A 17516-nucleotide genomic window follows, 5' to 3' on the forward strand; every position below is an offset into this window, starting at 1 on the left:
CTGCTCCAAGCGCGAAAGTTAATGGGAGAGTTAGCAGATACAACGGTATGCGAATGAGAGAGTTAGCAGATACAATGGCAAGCGACAGAATAAGGTACGAGGGAATATAAGCCAAGTGATGATGTAGGTAGGGGTAAGTAAACGGAATTAAGTACGAATGTAAGTGCGGAAGTTAAGTGCGGATGTAAATGCGAGAATTACACGAATGGTAATTACGAATGCCAAGTGCGGATGATAAGGTACGAATGTTAAGTACGAATGTAAAGCAAGAATAAAAAGCTCTAGAAAAATACGAATGCAAAGGCAGAATAAATAACATGAAGTTTAATCATGGTAGGTTCCGCAGTTTGCGCCGCCAGCTTGCTGCGCTGCTGGCGGTTATGTTGCTTTGCGGCGTTGTATCCGCCGCAGAGCCTTGGGCGGCGGAGCGCATTGACGCCGCCTCAAGTGCTAAAGAGGAGCCGCCGCAAAGCTGGCTCCTCAAATGGAGCGACCCCGCGCAAGCAGCTGAGCTGCGCGGGACGCTCGTGATCCGCCGCCAGGCTGAGGCGGCGGTCGATGTCGTACGTCCGGCCGAAGCATCGGCGGACGTCGAAGCATGGCTGCGCCGGCTGCGAAGCACGCCGGGCGTCGAATACGTGTACCCGAATGGACGGGTACACGCCTTAGAGCTGTCCGCCGCACAGCAGGCGGACGACAGCCCTCCAGCCGAGGCTGCCTACGGCGAGGCCTCAGCCCTCACAGCCGCCGCCGCGAAGGCAGCGGCGGCCAGCGATCCCGAGCTTGCGAAGCAAAGCTATCTCAAGCAGATCGGCGCGCTAGCCGCTTGGAAAACCGTGCGCGAGCAAACCGCGCTGACGATCGCGATTGTCGATACGGGCATCGATCTCGACCATCCCGATCTCAAAAAAAATCTAGTCCCCGGCATCAACTTAATCGACACGGATACGCCGCCTGAGGACAATAACGGCCACGGGACAAGCGTGGCCGGAGTAATTGCCGCTTCCGGCAACAATGGCATTGGCGTATCCGGCATTTTGTGGAAGGCGAAGCTGATGCCGATTAAAGCGCTTGATCATAATGGCGATGGGACAGAGCAGGATTTGGGCGAAGCGATTTTGTACGCGGTGCGCAAGCAGGCCAAGATCGTCGTGCTCTCTGTGGGATTATATCGTTATTCTCCTTATATGCAGGACATTGTAAATTATGCAGAGAGCAAAGGGGTGCTGCTGGTAGCAGCAGCGGGCAATGATGGACAGACGCTCGGAAGTATGGCAGCTGTAAAATACCCCGCCGCCTATTCGACGGTGCTGGCAGTTGGCGGCGTAAAAGCGGACAGTTCGCCAGATTTGCGTTCGAATCCCGGTACGGAGCTGGATTTGTCAGCAGCTTGGAACGTTTATACGACAGCGCTAGGCGGTAGCTACAAGAAGGAAGAGGGCACGTCGATGGCCGCACCTCAGGTAGCAGCAGCGGCGGCACTCATCTGGGCCCGTTATCCGAAGCTCAAAACGTATCAAGTAAGGGAGCTGCTGCGCCAAACGACGCGCAACATTGGCGAGTCGGGCTTCGATAATCGCACAGGCTATGGGCTGCTGCAAATCGATAAAGCGCTGAGCACACCTCTTATAGCAGATGGTTTTGAGCCGAATGATACGAGGGGCACAGCTGCCTTTCTCCCCTTGAATAAGCAAATATCTGCCGTACTCAATACGGGCAAGGATATCGACTGGTATACCGTGGAGGCGCCATATGACGGCAAGCTCACGATGAAGTACCAATCACTGACTGAATCAGGGGCTGCAATTCCCCCTATTCGGCTGCTGCATTATGTGAACGGTGTCCAGAAAAATACTTATACGACGAAGCTTGCCAGCGGCAATGCCGAGTTCACGGTAAAGAAAGGGACGCAAAAAATAGGCGTCCAGTTCATGAACAGCGATAACGGGACCCGTCAGCCCTATTTGCTGGACTCCTCTTTTATTATGAAACCTGATGCTTATGAATCGAATAACCAGACATACGAAGCGTTCGCTTTGTCGCCGCGCAGCCAGACGGTAGTGGGCAATTTCCATCAGAAGGCGGATCGCGACTGGTATGCGATTACCTTCAAGCAAAGCGGCACGCTGCGGCTTGCCTTGGAGGGGAATACGGCGCGAATCGACCCAGGCCTTGCCGTTCAGCGGGCCGGACAGTCGCTTCGAACCTATGATGAGGAGTCGGAGGGCCAGGCAGAAATATCGCCAACATTGACAGTAACACCCGGGAAATATTATATTCGTGTGCATAATGCTATTTCGTCTGAGGCCAGCTCCGTCATTGGGCAATATACGCTGAAAATCAATTATGTGCCGAAATACGATGATCCCAATGAGCCGAATAATCAATATTACGAAGGCTTGAGCATACGCAGCGGCACAGAATATGTAGGGGTCATTGACAGCAGCACCGATGTCGATTGGTTCCAGCTGCGCCTCACCCGAGCGAGCCAAATTGATTTGCAAGTGTTTAATGTTCCTTCAGGAAAGGTAATGCAAGTCATAGCATACGATAAAAAGCAGCAGCAGCTTTTTTCACAGAAAACAGGCAGCACAGGCAAGCTGGATGTGAAAAACAAGCGGCTTCCTGCGGGCGTTTATTATTTTAAACTGACAGCCAATGAGCCCTTCGACAAGCAATATTACCGTTTCAAGGTAACGGTCAAAACGGCCTTTGCCAGCGCTCCTGGGATTGCAGAGCAACAGCTTCCGGCCAGCGAAGCGGGAGGCAATGAAGCACGCCGCATGTTTAAAGTGGAGGACCCTGCCGTGGAAAGCAGTGGAGAGCCATTTGCAAAAGAGCGGCTGCTCGTGCAGTAGTTGAGTAAATGAGCAATCAAGCGGCATACCGGAACTTAAGGCGAAAAAAAGGAGGCAGCTGGAGCACAGATGGGTTTGACTCAGGATATGTTGAACAATATGCAGACAGCCACAGGAGTAACGGGGCTGTTCTCCATCGTTGTAACGCTCGTTAGCATTGTACTTATATGGTTTATTATGCAGGAGCTGAAATGGGAAGCGTTTTTTGCGTTTCCCCGCAGCCCCAAGGCTCGCATGTTTCAGGCGGTTCTTGCGATCATACTTGGGCACGCTTTTGCCAGCTTCATTTTGGATTACTGGTCTTGGACGACAATGCTGAAGAGTTTTGTCGAATAACGAGAGCGGAATATGTTAACAATGGGTAGTACATGACGGACTTAAAATCCCGCCTGCTTCCGAACGCTATACAAGTGCGGGAATTTTGTTCCAGTATCAGGCAGGGCAACACCTAAAAGCATCGTTCAGCATAGGATGTTAGGGTCAGGATCGGGCTGCTTTAAATGCTGCGGTTACATGGAAATTTAAAGCTTGTCGATTAGTGTAGATAAGTGTTAATATGGAGTTTGGATTAAGACGGGAATTTTTCACTTTTAAACAATAATTTTAAAGCGAGAGACAGAAATTCAGTTCGCGGAGGGAACCATAAGATGACCAAAATTATCGTCCGCGGAGGCAAGCGTTTATCGGGAACGGTACGTGTCAGCGGTGCAAAAAATGCAGTACTCCCCATTCTAGCAGCCTCTTTACTTGCGACGGAAGGAGACAGCGTCATCTGTGACGTTCCCCTCCTCGACGATGTCATGACTATACAGAAGGTATTGGCATCATTAGGCGCAACGATATCGTATCAAGATACAACAATGAGAATTTCGGCGGGAACGATTGCTTCTTACGAGGCGCCTTATGAGCTGATTCGCAAAATGCGTGCTTCCTTCCTTGTTATGGGACCACTGCTTGCACGGATTGGCAAGGTGCGTATTTCGCTTCCGGGCGGCTGCGCGATTGGAACACGTCCGATTGATCAGCATTTGAAAGGCTTCGAAGCGATGGGAGCGGAAATTACGCTCGGACACGGCTTCATTGAAGCAAGCACAAGCACGCGTCTCAAGGGCGCAAAAATATATCTCGATGTAGCAAGCGTAGGCGCTACTGAGAACATTATGATGGCTGCTGCACTCGCAGAAGGCACAACACTGCTTGAAAATGCTGCAAAGGAACCGGAAATCGTCGACCTCGCTAATTATTTGAATGCGATGGGCGCGAAGGTTCGCGGCGCAGGCACAGGCCTCATTCGCATCGAAGGCGTTGAAAGCTTGCACGGTGTGACGCATCATGTTATTCCTGACCGTGTAGAAGCGGGCACTTATATGATTGCTGCAGCGATTACAGGCGGCGACGTGTTTGTAGAAGGAGCAATTGGCGATCATTTGACACCGGTCATTTCCAAGCTGCAAGAGATGGGCGTGGAGGTGCTGGAGTCGGATAACGGCATTCGGGTTAAAGCGGACCATCCGCTGAAATCGGTAGACGTGAAGACGTTGCCGCACCCGGGCTTCCCGACGGATATGCAATCGCAAATGATGGCGCTGCTGCTCGTATCCGAGGGTACGTCGGTCGTAACCGAAACGGTATTTGAGAATCGCTTCATGCATGTGGAAGAATTCCAGAAGATGAATGCACATATTAAGATCGAAGGCCGTTCCGCTATCGTTAGCGGAAATATGCCGCTAACTGGCGCGAAAGTATGTGCGACGGACCTGCGTGCAGGAGCAGCCTTGATCTGTGCAGCATTGCGTGCTGATGGCGAGACGGAAGTAACGGGTATCCACCACGTAGATCGCGGTTATGTAGATATTACAGGCAAACTGGCTTCGCTTGGAGCGCTTATTCACCGCGTTGAAGCGGAGGAGGAAGAGAAGCAGGCGGCTGTTGTGGAAAATGTACTTCAAGCTAAAGTGGTCGCTGCTGTAGAACAAGCGAAGGAAACGGCCGCTGTTATCGCAGCAGTTGAGCTGGATTCGGCTTCAAGCTTCAAGCGTGAGAAGGAAGCAACGGTTTTGAAGGTTCAGCCTACTTGGGCGTAACCATTTTAATAAGCATAAGAGCAGAGCTGTTTGCAGACGCGCCGGATGGGGCGATGTGAACGGCTCTTTTTTTGAAATTAAAGCCTTATAAGCTGCTCTTTTGTACCCGCGTTTCTATTTTCTCCGTTATACGAGCGTTGCCATCCATAACGGGCAGCGCCGTTTGCATTTTAAATATAAAGATTGTTTTCGTGTGGTATGATGAAAGCATAATTTGTAAGCGTATAACTTTCTGGATAATGAGAAGGAGATTTTATGGCTACTATTCATGATGTCGCGAAGAAGGCGAAAGTATCGGTTACGACGGTCTCCCGCGTATTAAACAACAGGGGGTATATTAGCGAGACGACTCGCAATAAGGTGTTCCAGACGATGAAGGAGCTGAATTATCAGCCGAACGAGCTGGCGCGTTCTTTGCTGCGCAAGCAGTCCAATGTGATCGGGCTCATTATTCCAAATGTGGCGCATCCTTTCTTCGCTGAGCTGGCCAGCTATGTTGAACGTTATGCCTACGAGAACGGCTATAAAATTATGCTCTGCAACTCGCATCTTGATCCTGTGAAGGAGAAGGAATACATCGATATGCTCAAGCGCAACCGGGTAGACGGCATTATTATGGGCAGCCATACGCTTGAGGTTAAGGAGTACAAGGAGCTGCATTCCCCGATTGTGACGATAGACCGGCAGATTAGCGAGGAAATCCCGTTTATTTCATCGGACAATTACGAGGGTGGCAGGCTCGCGGCACAGCTGCTTGTAGACAAAGGGTGCAGAAAAATTGCGCATATTTGCGGGAATTTAGAGCTTCAGCTGCTGGCGAACCAGCGAACGGCTGCCTTTCGTGACGTGATGGCGGAAAATGAGATTGAGCCAATTATCATCCAGACGGATATGAACGTATTCGACGAGCAGCAGTACGAGCAGATTATGAGCCGTCTGTTCGCGGAGCATCCTGATATCGATGGTTTGTTTGCGACAAGCGATATTATCGCTTCCTTCGCGGTGAAGGAATGCCGCAAGGCGGACAAGTCTATTCCGGAGCAGATCAAAATAGTAGGCTATGATGATGTGAGCGCGGCCAATTGGATAACGCCGGCGCTAACGACGATTCGCCAGCCGATTGCCGAAATCGGGCGGATCGCGGTTGATTCAATCATCCGGCAAATGAACGATGAGCCGCTGGAGCACCGGTATGTTTTGGATGTCGAGCTGGTGGAGCGCCTGACGACTTAGGAACAGCTGAAATCCCTTATACAGCAAGGGATTTTTATTTTTATTATTGAATGTCAATCGTTTGACATGTCAAACGATTGACATATTTTTTGACACCGACTATAATACGTTATGAAAGCGGTTTATAAATCGGTTCCAGCATAGAATATTTATCATTTAGAATCGGGGGACGAACGAATGAAATCTTGGAAAAGCTTGCAGGCTCTGCTCGTATCTTTAGTGATGGTTATGGTCGTAACAGCGTGCGGAGGAAATGCCGGCTCAACACCTGCAGATTCATCCACAGCTGAAGGCAGCGCAAATAGTGGAAGTGCTTCAGGAGAGGTGAAAATTACGCTGCTGAATTCCAAAGGGGAAATTCAAACGCAGCTTGAAGATGCAGCGAAAGCGTTTAAAGAGGATTATCCGAATATTACGCTGGAAATCATTCCGGTTCCGGCAGGACAGTCGCCATTCGAGAAAGCATCCGCGCTGTATGCGGCGAACAGCCCGTCGACGATTACGATGCTGGATACAGGGGATGTCGAGAAGTTCAAAGATCGCCTCCTCGATCTGAGCGGGGAAAAATGGATGTCCGACAAGGTCGACGGCAGCACGGATCTGACAACCTTCGATGGCAAAAACTATGCGTTCCCGCTTTCGATTGAAGGCTACGGTTTTATTTACAACAAAGCGGTCGTAGACAAAGCGGTTGGTGGCAGCTTCGATCCGGCAACCATTACGACGACACAAGCACTGGAAGATTTGTTTAAAAAGATCGAAGCCTCCGGTACTGGCGCGCTCATCGTCTCGCCAATGGATTGGTCGCTTGCAGCCCACTACCTTCCGCTCGCTTATGCTGGACAATCAGCAGATAAAGCGGTGGTAAACCAGTTTATTACTGATCTGAAGGCTGGCAGCGTAGATCTTTCGTCCAACAGCGTATTTAACGGCCTCATGGATACGTTCGACATCATGAAGGAGCATAACATCGATAAAGCTTCGCCGCTCGCAGGCACCTATGAGAAGGGTCCTGAGGTGCTGGGCAAAGGCGAGGTTGGCATCTGGTTCCAGGGCAACTGGGCTTGGCCGCAAATCAGCAGCTTTGATACGGCGAGCGGCGCATATGGCTTCCTGCCAGTGCCGATCAGCAATAACCCGGATGATTTCGGCAATACGCAAATTTCCGCAGCTGTCTCGAAACGCCTTGTTCTAGACAAAGAGAAAAGCACGCCAGAGCAGCAGTCGGCAGCAAAAACGTTCCTGGAGTGGATGGTCTACAAAGAGAAAGGCCAAGACTTCCTGATCAATAAAGCGAACATCGTGCCTGCGTTCAAAAACATTACACTGGAGCCGCAAGACCCGCTCGCTAAGTCGATTGGGGCCTATATCACTGGAGGTAAAATCGAGGAATCGATGAGTGCGCTCCCGGCAGATCACTGGAGCAAGGTAGGCGCTTCGATGCAAAAATATTTGGCTGGAGCAGCTGACCGCGCCACGCTTGCCAAGGAAATTCAGGAATACTGGACAACTGTAAAGTAGCGTGAACTAGACGACAAACAACAGCTTAGAAGAGGATGCGATGGACAGGCCTGCATGACTTGTCCATCGCTTCGCTTCCATGAAACGTTAGTGAGGGATTACGATGATATCGGAAAAAGGACTTTGGAGCCGTCTTCGGCTGCGGCTATTGTTCACCGGGCCTACTCTGTTTGCTTTTGCCACCGTCATGATAGTACCGTTTTTGTACGGGATTTATTTAACCTTTACGAATTGGGATGGCATTTCCACGACGAGTACGATGGTCGGTTTCGAAAACTATGCCTACGTATGGAAAGACGCGGTATTTTGGAAGTCATTTTATTTGACGCTTAAATATGTGTTTATAAGTGTGGCGCTCGTCAATGTGGTGGCCTTTTTGCTAGCCTATTTTTTATCAAGCGGCTTGAAGGGCCAGAGCTTTTTTCGGGCCGGATTTTTCATTCCAAATTTGGTCGGCGGCATTGTGCTTGGATTTGTATGGCAATTTATTTTCTCGAACGTACTCGTATCGATTGGACAAAAAGCAGGCATCTCCGTATTCGGCACGTCCTGGCTCGCTGATCCGGATAAAGCATTTTTGGCGCTTATAATTGTAACGGTGTGGCAATATGCTGGTTATATGATGGTTATTTATGTGGCGGGTCTCATGAATGTGCCGAAGGATATTATGGAGGCGGCCAGCATTGATGGGGCAACGGCATTCCGCAAGCTGCGGACGATGATTTTGCCGCTGATGGTGCCATCTTTTATCGTATGTGTATTTTTATCGCTGCAGCGCACGTTTATGGTTTACGATTTGAACCTGACGCTGACAAAGGGCGGACCGTTCAAAAGCACGGAAATGGTCTCGATGCATGTGTATGAGAAAGCGTTCCTCTCAAGAGATTATGGGGTAGGGCAGGCGGAAGCGCTTATACTGTTCCTGCTCGTAGCGGGCATTACGCTATTGCAAGTGTATTTCAGCAAGAAGCTGGAGGTGGAGGCCTGATGAAGCGCTGGAAAGCCTCTATGGAATGGAGCAAGTTTATTGTTTTGCTGGTTGGCCTTGTGGCCTTCGTCTTTCCATTTATTTTGCTAATCGTCAATTCCTTTAAGGAAAATAAAGCGATCACCGCTTCGCCGCTTTCTCTGCCTGACAGCTTCAATCTGGCGAATTACGAGTCGGCGTTTACGAAAATGAATTATGTATCCGCGTTTACGAACACGGTTATCATTACGGTGCTGAGCGTATTGCTTATCTCGGTGCTTGCGGCCATGACAGCCCATTTCTTTGTGCGAAACCAAAGCAAATTTAATCAATATACGTTTTTCCTGATGGTAGCAGCGATGATTATCCCGTTCCAGGCGATTATGATTCCGCTTGTGAAGGTGTATGGCAATCTGCATTTGCTGGATAACAAGTGGACGCTGATTTATATGTATCTCGGCTTTGGAAGCCCGCTTGCGGTGTTCATTTATCATGGTTTTGTGAAAAGCATTCCGGCGGAGCTGGAGGAGGCCGCAATGATTGATGGCTGCACGCGGACACAGACGTTTTTCCGCATTGTGTTCCCTGTACTCGCACCAACGTCGGTGACAATTGCGATTTTGAATGTATTATGGATCTGGAACGACTTCCTGCTTCCATCGCTTGTGCTGACCTCTTCGGAGCAGCGCACGCTGCCGCTCTCGACCTTTTATTTCTATGGCACTTATACCGTCGATTACGGGCCGCTGATGGCAGGACTGCTGCTAACTATTTTACCGATACTCGTCGTCTATTTGTTCGCACAGAAATTTATTATTCAAGGCGTCATGCAAGGCTCCATTAAATAAACGCGTAAGAATAGGATGATTGATCATGTTGTATACGCTCGACAATGCCGAGCAGTTTGTGGCGGAAAGAAAGCATCTGCTGCGGCCGCAGTACCGTCTTGGCTATCATTTGATGGCGGAGTTTGGCTGGATGAACGATCCGAACGGCTTTATTTTTCATAATGGGCATTATCATTTATTTTATCAATATTATCCGTACCAGCCGGTATGGGGACCGATGCATTGGGGCCATGCGATCAGCCGCGATTTGGTTTCATGGGAGTATGCGCCGGTTGCGCTCGCGCCAGATCAGCCGTATGACAGTGGGGGCTGCTTCTCTGGAAGCGCGATTGTCCATGAAGGCAAGCTTCATCTTATGTATACGGGGCATGTCGTGACAGGCCCGAATGGGGATACGGACTATTATCAGACGCAAAATATAGCGGTATCAGATGATGGCCGGGCATTCGCTAAGCTGGCGAGCAATCCGGTGCTTGGGCTGGAGCAAATTCCGGCTGGAGCGAGCCGCAAAGATTTTCGCGATCCGAAGGTGTTTGAGCGTGATGGCTGCTATTATACGGTCATCGGCTCGAATGACGGCGCAGGGCATGGCTTGATTTTGCTCTATCGTTCACAGAATCTCGTGAATTGGACCTTTGTTGGCGAGATGGCGCGCAGCGATGGACAGATGGGCGACAATTGGGAATGCCCGGATTTGTTCCCGCTAGGGGACTATGATGTACTGATGATGTCGCCGCAGCGGATGCCAGCACAAGGCGACAACTATCGTAATTTGCATTCCACCACTTATATGGTAGGAAAATTAAATACGGAGACAGGGTTATTCTCGTATGACGGCTATGAGCCGATTGATTACGGCTTTGATTTTTATGCGCCGCAGACGGCGCTCGACTCGCAAGGCCGGCGCATCGTCATCGGCTGGATGGAAACGTGGGAGCAGGAAATTCCGACCCAGCTCGGCCATTATTGGGCCGGGGCGATGACGCTGCCGCGTGAAGCTGTGCTGCGCAGCAGCGATAGGAAGCTGCTGTTTCAACCGCTAGAAGAGCTGAAGGCGTACCGCCGTGACGGTTTTGAGCTGAGGGAGTTGGAGCTTGCGGGGGAGCAGCTGCTCGCTGTCCGGGGAGATTGCTATGAGCTTGAAGTGGTGCTCCGTATCGGCAGCGCCCGTGAGCTTGGCTTGAAGCTGCGGACGAATGGGGCGGGAGAAGAGACTGTACTTGCTTATCATGCGGAAGAAGGGCTGTTCCGCTTCAATCGGGATTGTTCCGGTATCGGGCAAGGCGGCGAAAGAAGGACGGCCATTGCACTTGCGGAAGGCGGCGAGCTTTCGCTGCGCATTTTCGTCGATCAGTCGTCGGTGGAGGTGTTTCTCCAAGGCGGGGAAAAAGTGATGACCGGACGTATTTACCCGGGCGAAGCCTCGACAGGCATTGCCGCCTTCGCCTCGGGCGGAACGGGTGCACTCGTTTCATTTAAAAAATGGGATATTGAACGCCAGCTTTAATGCGGCTTCAATGCCGCTTGCCTATAAGCGAGGGTAACATCGCGGCTAGTTTAGAGCGGTATTGTAAACATGAGCGTGACTGGCGCATGCCAGGTTTGAGAACAGGACAGAGGTTGTGTCCTGTTCTCTTTTTTATTTTCAGCGGCAGAAACGATGGATGTTCTTGCAGCGCGGAACTAGCTAGGGCGGATACACGGTCAGGCTTGTTCATTCTCCGTTCATTTTTTCATGCTATATTCGTCACGAATATGTCAGTCGGAGGGTGGAATACAGTCGATGAAAAAGTGGAAGCTATGGCTTGGTATTATCCTTGTAGTAGGCGCGGCCGGTGGAGGCGGTGCCTATTATTATTTGAAGATGGGGCAGCCGGCGACGGTGCAGGCGGCAACCTCGCAAACGGTGAAAGCGACGCGGGGCAATATTGAGCTGAAAATAAGCGCGACAGGCAGTGTAGAAGCCAACTCTCGCGAAACCGTAACGTCCGGCGTATCCGGTACGATTGCAAAGCTGAGCTTCAAAGTCGGCGATAAGGTGAAGGCAGGCCAAGTGCTGGCAACGTTTGAATCCGAGAAGGACTACGATAGCCAGATTGAGCAGACGGAGCTTTCGATTAAGAAGCAGCAGGTGCAGATGGAGCAATATCAGACCAAATATAAGGAAGCTGCGGGCACGGAGGATGAACTGGCGACCCAGCAAAGCATCAAAACGGATATGGAAATGCTGGCGCTTGAAATCAAGCAAAACCAAGACAGCCTGACCACGATGAGGGAAGATCAACTGAAGGTGACTGAGGTTGTGGCGACGATTGATGGCGAGGTGACGGAAAGCGAGGTTTCCGTTGGTGACGAGGTTGTAGCGAATACGGTTATTGCGTCTATCGTCAATTACGATTTGCTTGATTTTGTCGTGCAGGTCGATGAGCTGGATATTCCGTCGGTCAAAGTTGGCCAAGTGGTGCAAGTTTATTTGAGCGCCCTGACGGACAAGACGATCGAAGGCAAAGTAGCCAGCTTAGCTCGGGAGGGCACGGCATCGAATGGCGTATCCGCCTATGAGGTGACGATTTCGCTGGATACGATTGATGGCGTGATGACGGGCATGTCGGGGGAAGCGGACATTATTTTGGAGTCCAGAAATGATGTCGTCGTTGTACCGGTAGACGCTGTTATTGAACGTGGCGGCAAATCCTTCGTTCGCGTGCCAACGGGCACGCAAAGTGCGAGCGGGACACAAGGTACAAGCGGGGCAGCAGGGGCACAAGGAAATGCTGGAGCGTCAGGTGGACAAGGCACGGATGGAGCTGCAGGCGCTCAAGGCTCGAACGGTGCGCAAGGTGCTACGGGCACACAAGGTCAAGGCGCACCAGGAGCTCAAGGTGCCGGCGAGACACAAGGCGCTGCCGGTGCTCAAGGTACGAGCGGTGCACAGGGAGCGGCAGGCGCTCAAGGTACGAGTGGTGCACAGGGAGCGGCAGGCGCTCAAGGTACAAACGATGCTCAAGGCGGCACGAGTGCACAAGGAACACGCGGAGCACAAGGTGGAATCGGTGGCCAAGCTGCGGGCGGAGCTGTCCAAGGTACAGCTGGCACCCAGGGAACACGTGGAACACAAGGCGCAGCGGGTACTCAAGGTACTGGAGCAGCAGCACAGGGAGCAGCAGGTACGGGCGGAACGGCGCAAGGCACAACAAACATGCAGCGCGGCGGCGCTCAGATGGAAGGGCAGTTAGTCGAAGTAGAAGCGGGAATCAGCGATGAAACGTATGTGGAAATTATTTCGGGGCTGAATGAAGGCGACTCCGTGCTCATTCCAACGCCGCAGGGCACAGTGGGCATGACAACAACGACGACCCAGCAAAATCAAGCGACTATGGGAGGCGGCATGATGCAAGGTGGCTTCGGCGGTGGAGGTGGCGGATTCGGCGGCGGTGGAGGCGGATTCACTGGCGGCGGCGGAGCAGGCGGTGGTCGCCCATGAGGAACGAGGGCAGCGGCATTCTAATCGACATTAACCATCTCGTCAAAAATTACGTGATGGGCCGGGAAACTGTGACGATTCTTAAAGGCGTATCCTTTCAGGTGGAAAAGGGCGATTTTGTCGCCATTGTCGGGCCTTCCGGCTCGGGAAAATCAACGATGATGAATGTCATCGGCTGTCTGGATACGCCGACCGACGGCAGCTACAAGCTGGACGGCATTGAGGTGCGAGGAATGAGCGAGAATAAGCTGGCGGATATTCGCAACAAGAAGATCGGGTTTATTTTTCAGGGCTTTCACTTGCTGCCACGGCTTACCGCGCTTGAAAATTGCGAGCTGCCGCTCATTTATCGAGGGCTTCCTGCGAAGCAGCGCCGGGCTATGGCGATGAAGGCACTGGAGCAGGTCGGCCTTGGAGAGCGGGTGCATCACCGTCCGAGCGAGCTGTCGGGCGGACAGCAGCAGCGGGTTGCCATCGCTCGGGCGCTGGCGACAAACCCGCCGATTTTGCTGGCGGATGAGCCGACTGGAGCACTCGATATGAAGACGGGGCAGGAAGTGCTGCTGCTCATGGAAGACTTGAATCGGCAGGGCCACACGATTGTGCTCATTACGCATGATATGGAGGTCGCTCATCGGGCAAGCCGTACGGTTATTATGCGGGACGGCGTGCTGACCGAGGAAAGGAGGGACAGGGATGAAGCTGACGCAAGGGTTCAGGATGGCGATCAAGAGCGTCTTGTCAAGCAAGCTTAGAACAGCCCTCTCCATGCTGGGCATACTGATCGGCGTAGCTACGGTTATCGCGCTAGTCGGTATGGGGCAAGGCTCGACGAAGCAAGTGGAGGAGCAGGTTGCCAGCCTTGGCACCAACTCCTTGTCGGTGACCATAACAGGCCGCGGAACGGCAACCTCCCTTTCACTCGACGATGCCATGGCTTTGGCTGATATTCCGAATGTAGAGGGCGTATCTCCGACGGTCAGTGGCAGTGCAACGGTGAAATATGCGAAAAATAGTACGAGCGTGACGGTAGAGGGCATTACGCCGGATTACGAGCAGGTGAGCGATTTCAGCGTGCAGTCCGGCAGATACATCGCTTCGATGGATGTGAAAAACACCCAAAAGGTTGCATTAATTGGGGTTGATACGGCCACGGAGCTATTTGAAGAAGAGGACCCGATTGGCAAAACGATTCAAGTGAACGGCAGCCGCTTTACGATCGTCGGGCTTTTGGAGGCGAAAGGCAGCTCGCTCACCGGCTCCAACGATGAAAAAATTGCGATTCCAATTACGACGGCGCAAAAGCTTTTTGATAGTGTCGGCGTTCGTACAGTCGCTCTCAAGGTGACCGATCTTGATTTGATGGATATAACCGTTGCAGCGCTTGAGGTCAAGCTGCTGGAAAAATTCAGGGGCGATGACAGCAGCTACCGGGTGTTCAACCAGCAGGATGCGGTAGAGACGCTTAATTCGGTCAACGAGACGATGAATACGATGCTGCTTTATGTGGCAGCTATTACGCTGCTTGTCGGCGGCATTGGAGTCATGAATATTATGCTGGTGTCCGTTACGGAGCGGACGCGGGAAATCGGCATTCGCAAGTCGCTGGGTGCAAAGCGCAGAGATATTTTGTTCCAGTTTCTTGTGGAGGCCGTTGTCATTAGCGGCATGGGCGGCGCGCTTGGCATCGGGTTTGGTTATTTGGGCTCCTATGTCATTGGGGTGGTGAATGGGACGGATACTTCGGTTCCGTTTAATACGGTCATTTTGTCGTTTGCCTTCTCTGCTTTTGTCGGAATCGTGTTCGGCATTTTCCCGGCCAATAAAGCTTCGAGGCTGAAGCCAGTCGACGCGCTGCGCCACGATTAGCTCTCCTTTCTGTTCTACCCTATTAAATCCGCTCATAGAATGGACTATCCAGTTAAGCAGGATGGCATTGCTATAAAAAGGTAGCGGAAGGAGCAGGGATGAGACGAAGGAGAATCGAACGCAGAGTGTCAGAAGCGCTGCAGCGCTTGAAGAGCAGCCGCTGGGTGCCTATTTTTTCAATAGGCCTATTGCTTGGCATTACCGTAGCTTTAATGAAAGTTTCCCTTGGAGGTATACCGGCCCGCATGCCCGCGACTCTAGCGAATGCACAGCCGGGAGGGGCAGTGGAGACAGTCTTAGAGCAGCCCGGCACGGGCAGCGGCAGCGGGGCGAATAAAGTCGAAGCGGGCAGCGCTGTTATCGCGCAGCATATGGGCGGGCTGTTGCCCAAAACGACAGGCGCGCTTAACGGGCTCATCGTACGCACTTATATGATGAAGGAACAGCGTACGGAAAGCTTGCCGCTGGAGGAATATGTGCGCGGCGTTATCGCGGCGGAAATGCCAGCCGACTTTGAGCCGGAAGCACTCAAGGCGCAGGCGATAGCTGCACGCACCTATATCGTACGCCGCCTCGCTTCCGGGGATGACAGCGGCGTGGAAAATATAGAGGCAGATGTAACGGATACGATTGCCCATCAAGCCTATTTGCCGCTCGCGCAGCTGAAGGAGCATTGGCAAGGAGCCAAGCAGACGGCTAATATGAAAAAGCTGAATGAAGCGGTGAAGCAGACGGAGGGACTAATCGTCACGTATAATGGCGAGCCGATCCAAGCCGCTTTCTTTTCCACAAGCAGCGGATATACGGAAAATTCCGAAGACTATTGGTCGGGTGAGATTCCTTATTTGCGCAGCGTCGCGAGTCCATGGGACATCGAGCTGTCGCCGCGATACAAAGAAAGCGTGGAGCTGACGCTGGCGCAATTTTATGAGAAGCTTGGCCTTCAGGGGGAGAGCAGGGTTCAGCCTTCCATTCGGGTATTAGCTGCAACAGCAGGAAAAAGCATCAGCAAAATCGAAATCGCCGGAACGGTATTTACTGGCCGCGAGGTGCGCGAACGATTGGGACTAGCCTCAGCCGCTTTTACATGGCAAATGAACGATAAGGCCATTTCCATTACAACTTATGGGTATGGACATGGCGTCGGCATGAGCCAATGGGGAGCGAACGGAATGGCAAAGCTAGGCTATTCGGCGAAAGATATATTAACCTATTACTATACGGGTGCAAAGGTAGAGCAGGCTTCCAAGTTCTCGGCAGCGCTGCTTGGGCGCTCCTAGCGCAGGTAAACACAGGCTTTTTCGAAATCTTAAAGTCTCTATATTTTTATCCATCATTCCATCTACCCTCACGTATAAACCTAGCGAATCTGGCAACAATGGCTAGTGAGGTGATAGAAATGAACAATCAAAACAAACCAAAGCAAGGCTCAGAGGAAACTCCCAAAAATGGACTGGGAGCATCATCTGCCGCGGGTTCAGGCAATGGATTTAAAAGGCTGCTGGCACGCAAATGGGTATCGCCAGCAATATTTATGGCCGCGGCAGCAATTATCGTAACCTTAATGTGGGTCTACCAGGGAGCGGATGACAGCAAGCAAACGACAGCCTCAGAACATCCGGACCAAACGGAAGCCACAGTAGGCGAGGGTACGGTAACACAACCGGAGGGCGCAGTTGATGAAGTCATTCGCGAAGGCGAGCAATTGCAATGGCCGGTTGTGAACAAGGACGCGCTGCAAATCGAGACACCTTTCTATGATGCTAACGCCAGCAGCGATGAGCGGCAGGCAGCTATGGTGCAGATGGGAAATACTTTCTCGCCGCACATGGGTATCGATCTTGTAGACCCGAATGACCAGCCGTTTGATGTGGTAGCCGCTATGTCGGGCAAAGTGAGCCTCGTGCTCAATCATCCGACGAATGGCAGCATTATCGAAATCAACCATGGCGACGGTCTTGTGACCACTTACCAAAGCCTTAGCGACGTGAACGTGGCGGTAGGCGATGAAGTGAAGCAGGGAACGATTATTGCCAAAGCGGCTCGCAACGAGCAGGAAAAGGATTTGGGCGTCCATCTGCACTTTGAAGTGCGTGAAAACGGAAAAGCCGTCAATCCAAGCACCGTAGTCGGCGCGCAATAAACGCTGGCAAAATAGGTCTTCAGGCCTTGCAGGCAGGGGAATATCCCCTGCCTGTTTTGTATTTTTATGAAAATTTTATGACAAACTGGCTTGTCAGGCTTGGCCATAAAGAATATATACCCGCGCCCCTCATATAATGTACCAAACTATCTCGAGTAGGGAGGCGGGAACGTGCACGATTACATCAAAGAGCGAACCATTAAAATAGGCCGTTGCATCGTGGAGACGAAGCACACGGTACGAACGATCGCCAAGGAGTTCGGCGTATCCAAGAGTACGGTCCATAAGGATTTAACCGAACGGCTGCCGGAAATTAACCCCGACCTGGCGGATCAGGTGAAGCACATTTTGGAGTATCACAAGTCAATCCGCCATCTGCGCGGGGGAGAAGCAACGAAAATCAAATATAAGAAAACGAGCACGAAGAAGAGGGAAGTTCTGGCAGCCGGGAAAACATAATTTATTCGCAAATTATTACAAAAGGGTAGAGGATTTTATAGTTTTTTGGC

General features: G+C 51.7%; 14 protein-coding genes. All 14 read left to right on the plus strand.

What is annotated here, in order from left to right; genetic code table 11:
- Positions 1 to 317 precede the first annotated feature (317 nt).
- The 14 genes from AC6B99_RS15180 (at position 318) to spoIIID (ending at position 17466) form a co-directional block, all read left to right on the plus strand.
- Positions 318 to 2858: a S8 family peptidase gene (locus tag AC6B99_RS15180; protein ID WP_496663640.1), complete on the plus strand. Its 2541-nt coding sequence runs from the start codon at positions 318 to 320 to the stop codon at positions 2856 to 2858.
- A 69-nt stretch (positions 2859 to 2927) separates the two neighbouring features.
- The gene (locus AC6B99_RS15185; RefSeq protein ID WP_496663641.1) at positions 2928 to 3194 is read left to right on the plus strand and encodes a DUF1146 domain-containing protein; all 267 of its coding nucleotides are present in this window, start codon (positions 2928 to 2930) and stop codon (positions 3192 to 3194) included.
- A 311-nt stretch (positions 3195 to 3505) separates the two neighbouring features.
- Positions 3506 to 4942, plus strand: a complete 1437-nt coding sequence (gene murA / locus AC6B99_RS15190; RefSeq protein WP_056036811.1) for a UDP-N-acetylglucosamine 1-carboxyvinyltransferase — start codon at positions 3506 to 3508, stop codon at positions 4940 to 4942.
- Positions 4943 to 5197: 255 nt separating this feature from the next.
- A complete protein-coding gene (locus AC6B99_RS15195; RefSeq protein WP_056036814.1) occupies positions 5198 to 6175 on the plus strand; it encodes a LacI family DNA-binding transcriptional regulator in 978 nt (325 codons plus the stop codon).
- A 177-nt stretch (positions 6176 to 6352) separates the two neighbouring features.
- Positions 6353 to 7696, plus strand: a complete 1344-nt coding sequence (locus AC6B99_RS15200) for an ABC transporter substrate-binding protein (RefSeq protein ID WP_056036816.1) — start codon at positions 6353 to 6355, stop codon at positions 7694 to 7696.
- A 103-nt stretch (positions 7697 to 7799) separates the two neighbouring features.
- Positions 7800 to 8684: a carbohydrate ABC transporter permease gene (locus tag AC6B99_RS15205; RefSeq protein ID WP_496663642.1), complete on the plus strand. Its 885-nt coding sequence runs from the start codon at positions 7800 to 7802 to the stop codon at positions 8682 to 8684.
- Entirely contained in the window at positions 8684 to 9511 is an 828-nt protein-coding gene (locus AC6B99_RS15210; protein ID WP_056036821.1) for a carbohydrate ABC transporter permease, read from the plus strand. The genes AC6B99_RS15205 and AC6B99_RS15210 overlap by 1 nt, the downstream gene beginning before the upstream one ends.
- Positions 9512 to 9536: 25 nt before the next feature.
- Positions 9537 to 11018, plus strand: coding sequence for a glycoside hydrolase family 32 protein (locus AC6B99_RS15215; RefSeq protein ID WP_496663643.1), 1482 nt, complete (start codon positions 9537 to 9539; stop codon positions 11016 to 11018).
- A gap of 276 nt (positions 11019 to 11294) precedes the next feature.
- Positions 11295 to 12995 (plus strand): efflux RND transporter periplasmic adaptor subunit, encoded by a 1701-nt coding sequence (locus AC6B99_RS15220; protein WP_496663644.1) that lies wholly within the window; start codon positions 11295 to 11297, stop codon positions 12993 to 12995.
- On the plus strand, positions 12992 to 13750 hold the full coding sequence (locus tag AC6B99_RS15225) for an ABC transporter ATP-binding protein (protein ID WP_496663645.1): 759 nt from the start codon (positions 12992 to 12994) through the stop codon (positions 13748 to 13750). The genes AC6B99_RS15220 and AC6B99_RS15225 overlap by 4 nt, the downstream gene beginning before the upstream one ends.
- Positions 13692 to 14864: an ABC transporter permease gene (locus AC6B99_RS15230; protein WP_494882388.1), complete on the plus strand. Its 1173-nt coding sequence runs from the start codon at positions 13692 to 13694 to the stop codon at positions 14862 to 14864. Before AC6B99_RS15225 ends, AC6B99_RS15230 begins: the two co-directional genes overlap by 59 nt.
- 98 nt (positions 14865 to 14962) lie before the next feature.
- The gene (gene spoIID / locus AC6B99_RS15235) at positions 14963 to 16144 is read left to right on the plus strand and encodes a stage II sporulation protein D (protein WP_496663646.1); all 1182 of its coding nucleotides are present in this window, start codon (positions 14963 to 14965) and stop codon (positions 16142 to 16144) included.
- A gap of 119 nt (positions 16145 to 16263) precedes the next feature.
- Positions 16264 to 17007 (plus strand): M23 family metallopeptidase, encoded by a 744-nt coding sequence (locus AC6B99_RS15240; protein WP_056036834.1) that lies wholly within the window; start codon positions 16264 to 16266, stop codon positions 17005 to 17007.
- 171 nt (positions 17008 to 17178) lie between these two features.
- Complete coding sequence (gene spoIIID, locus AC6B99_RS15245; RefSeq protein ID WP_046231346.1) at positions 17179 to 17466, plus strand: sporulation transcriptional regulator SpoIIID; 288 nt, start codon at positions 17179 to 17181, stop codon at positions 17464 to 17466.
- Positions 17467 to 17516: the final 50 nt, after the last annotated feature.

It is taken from the genome of Paenibacillus liaoningensis, assembly GCF_059609455.1.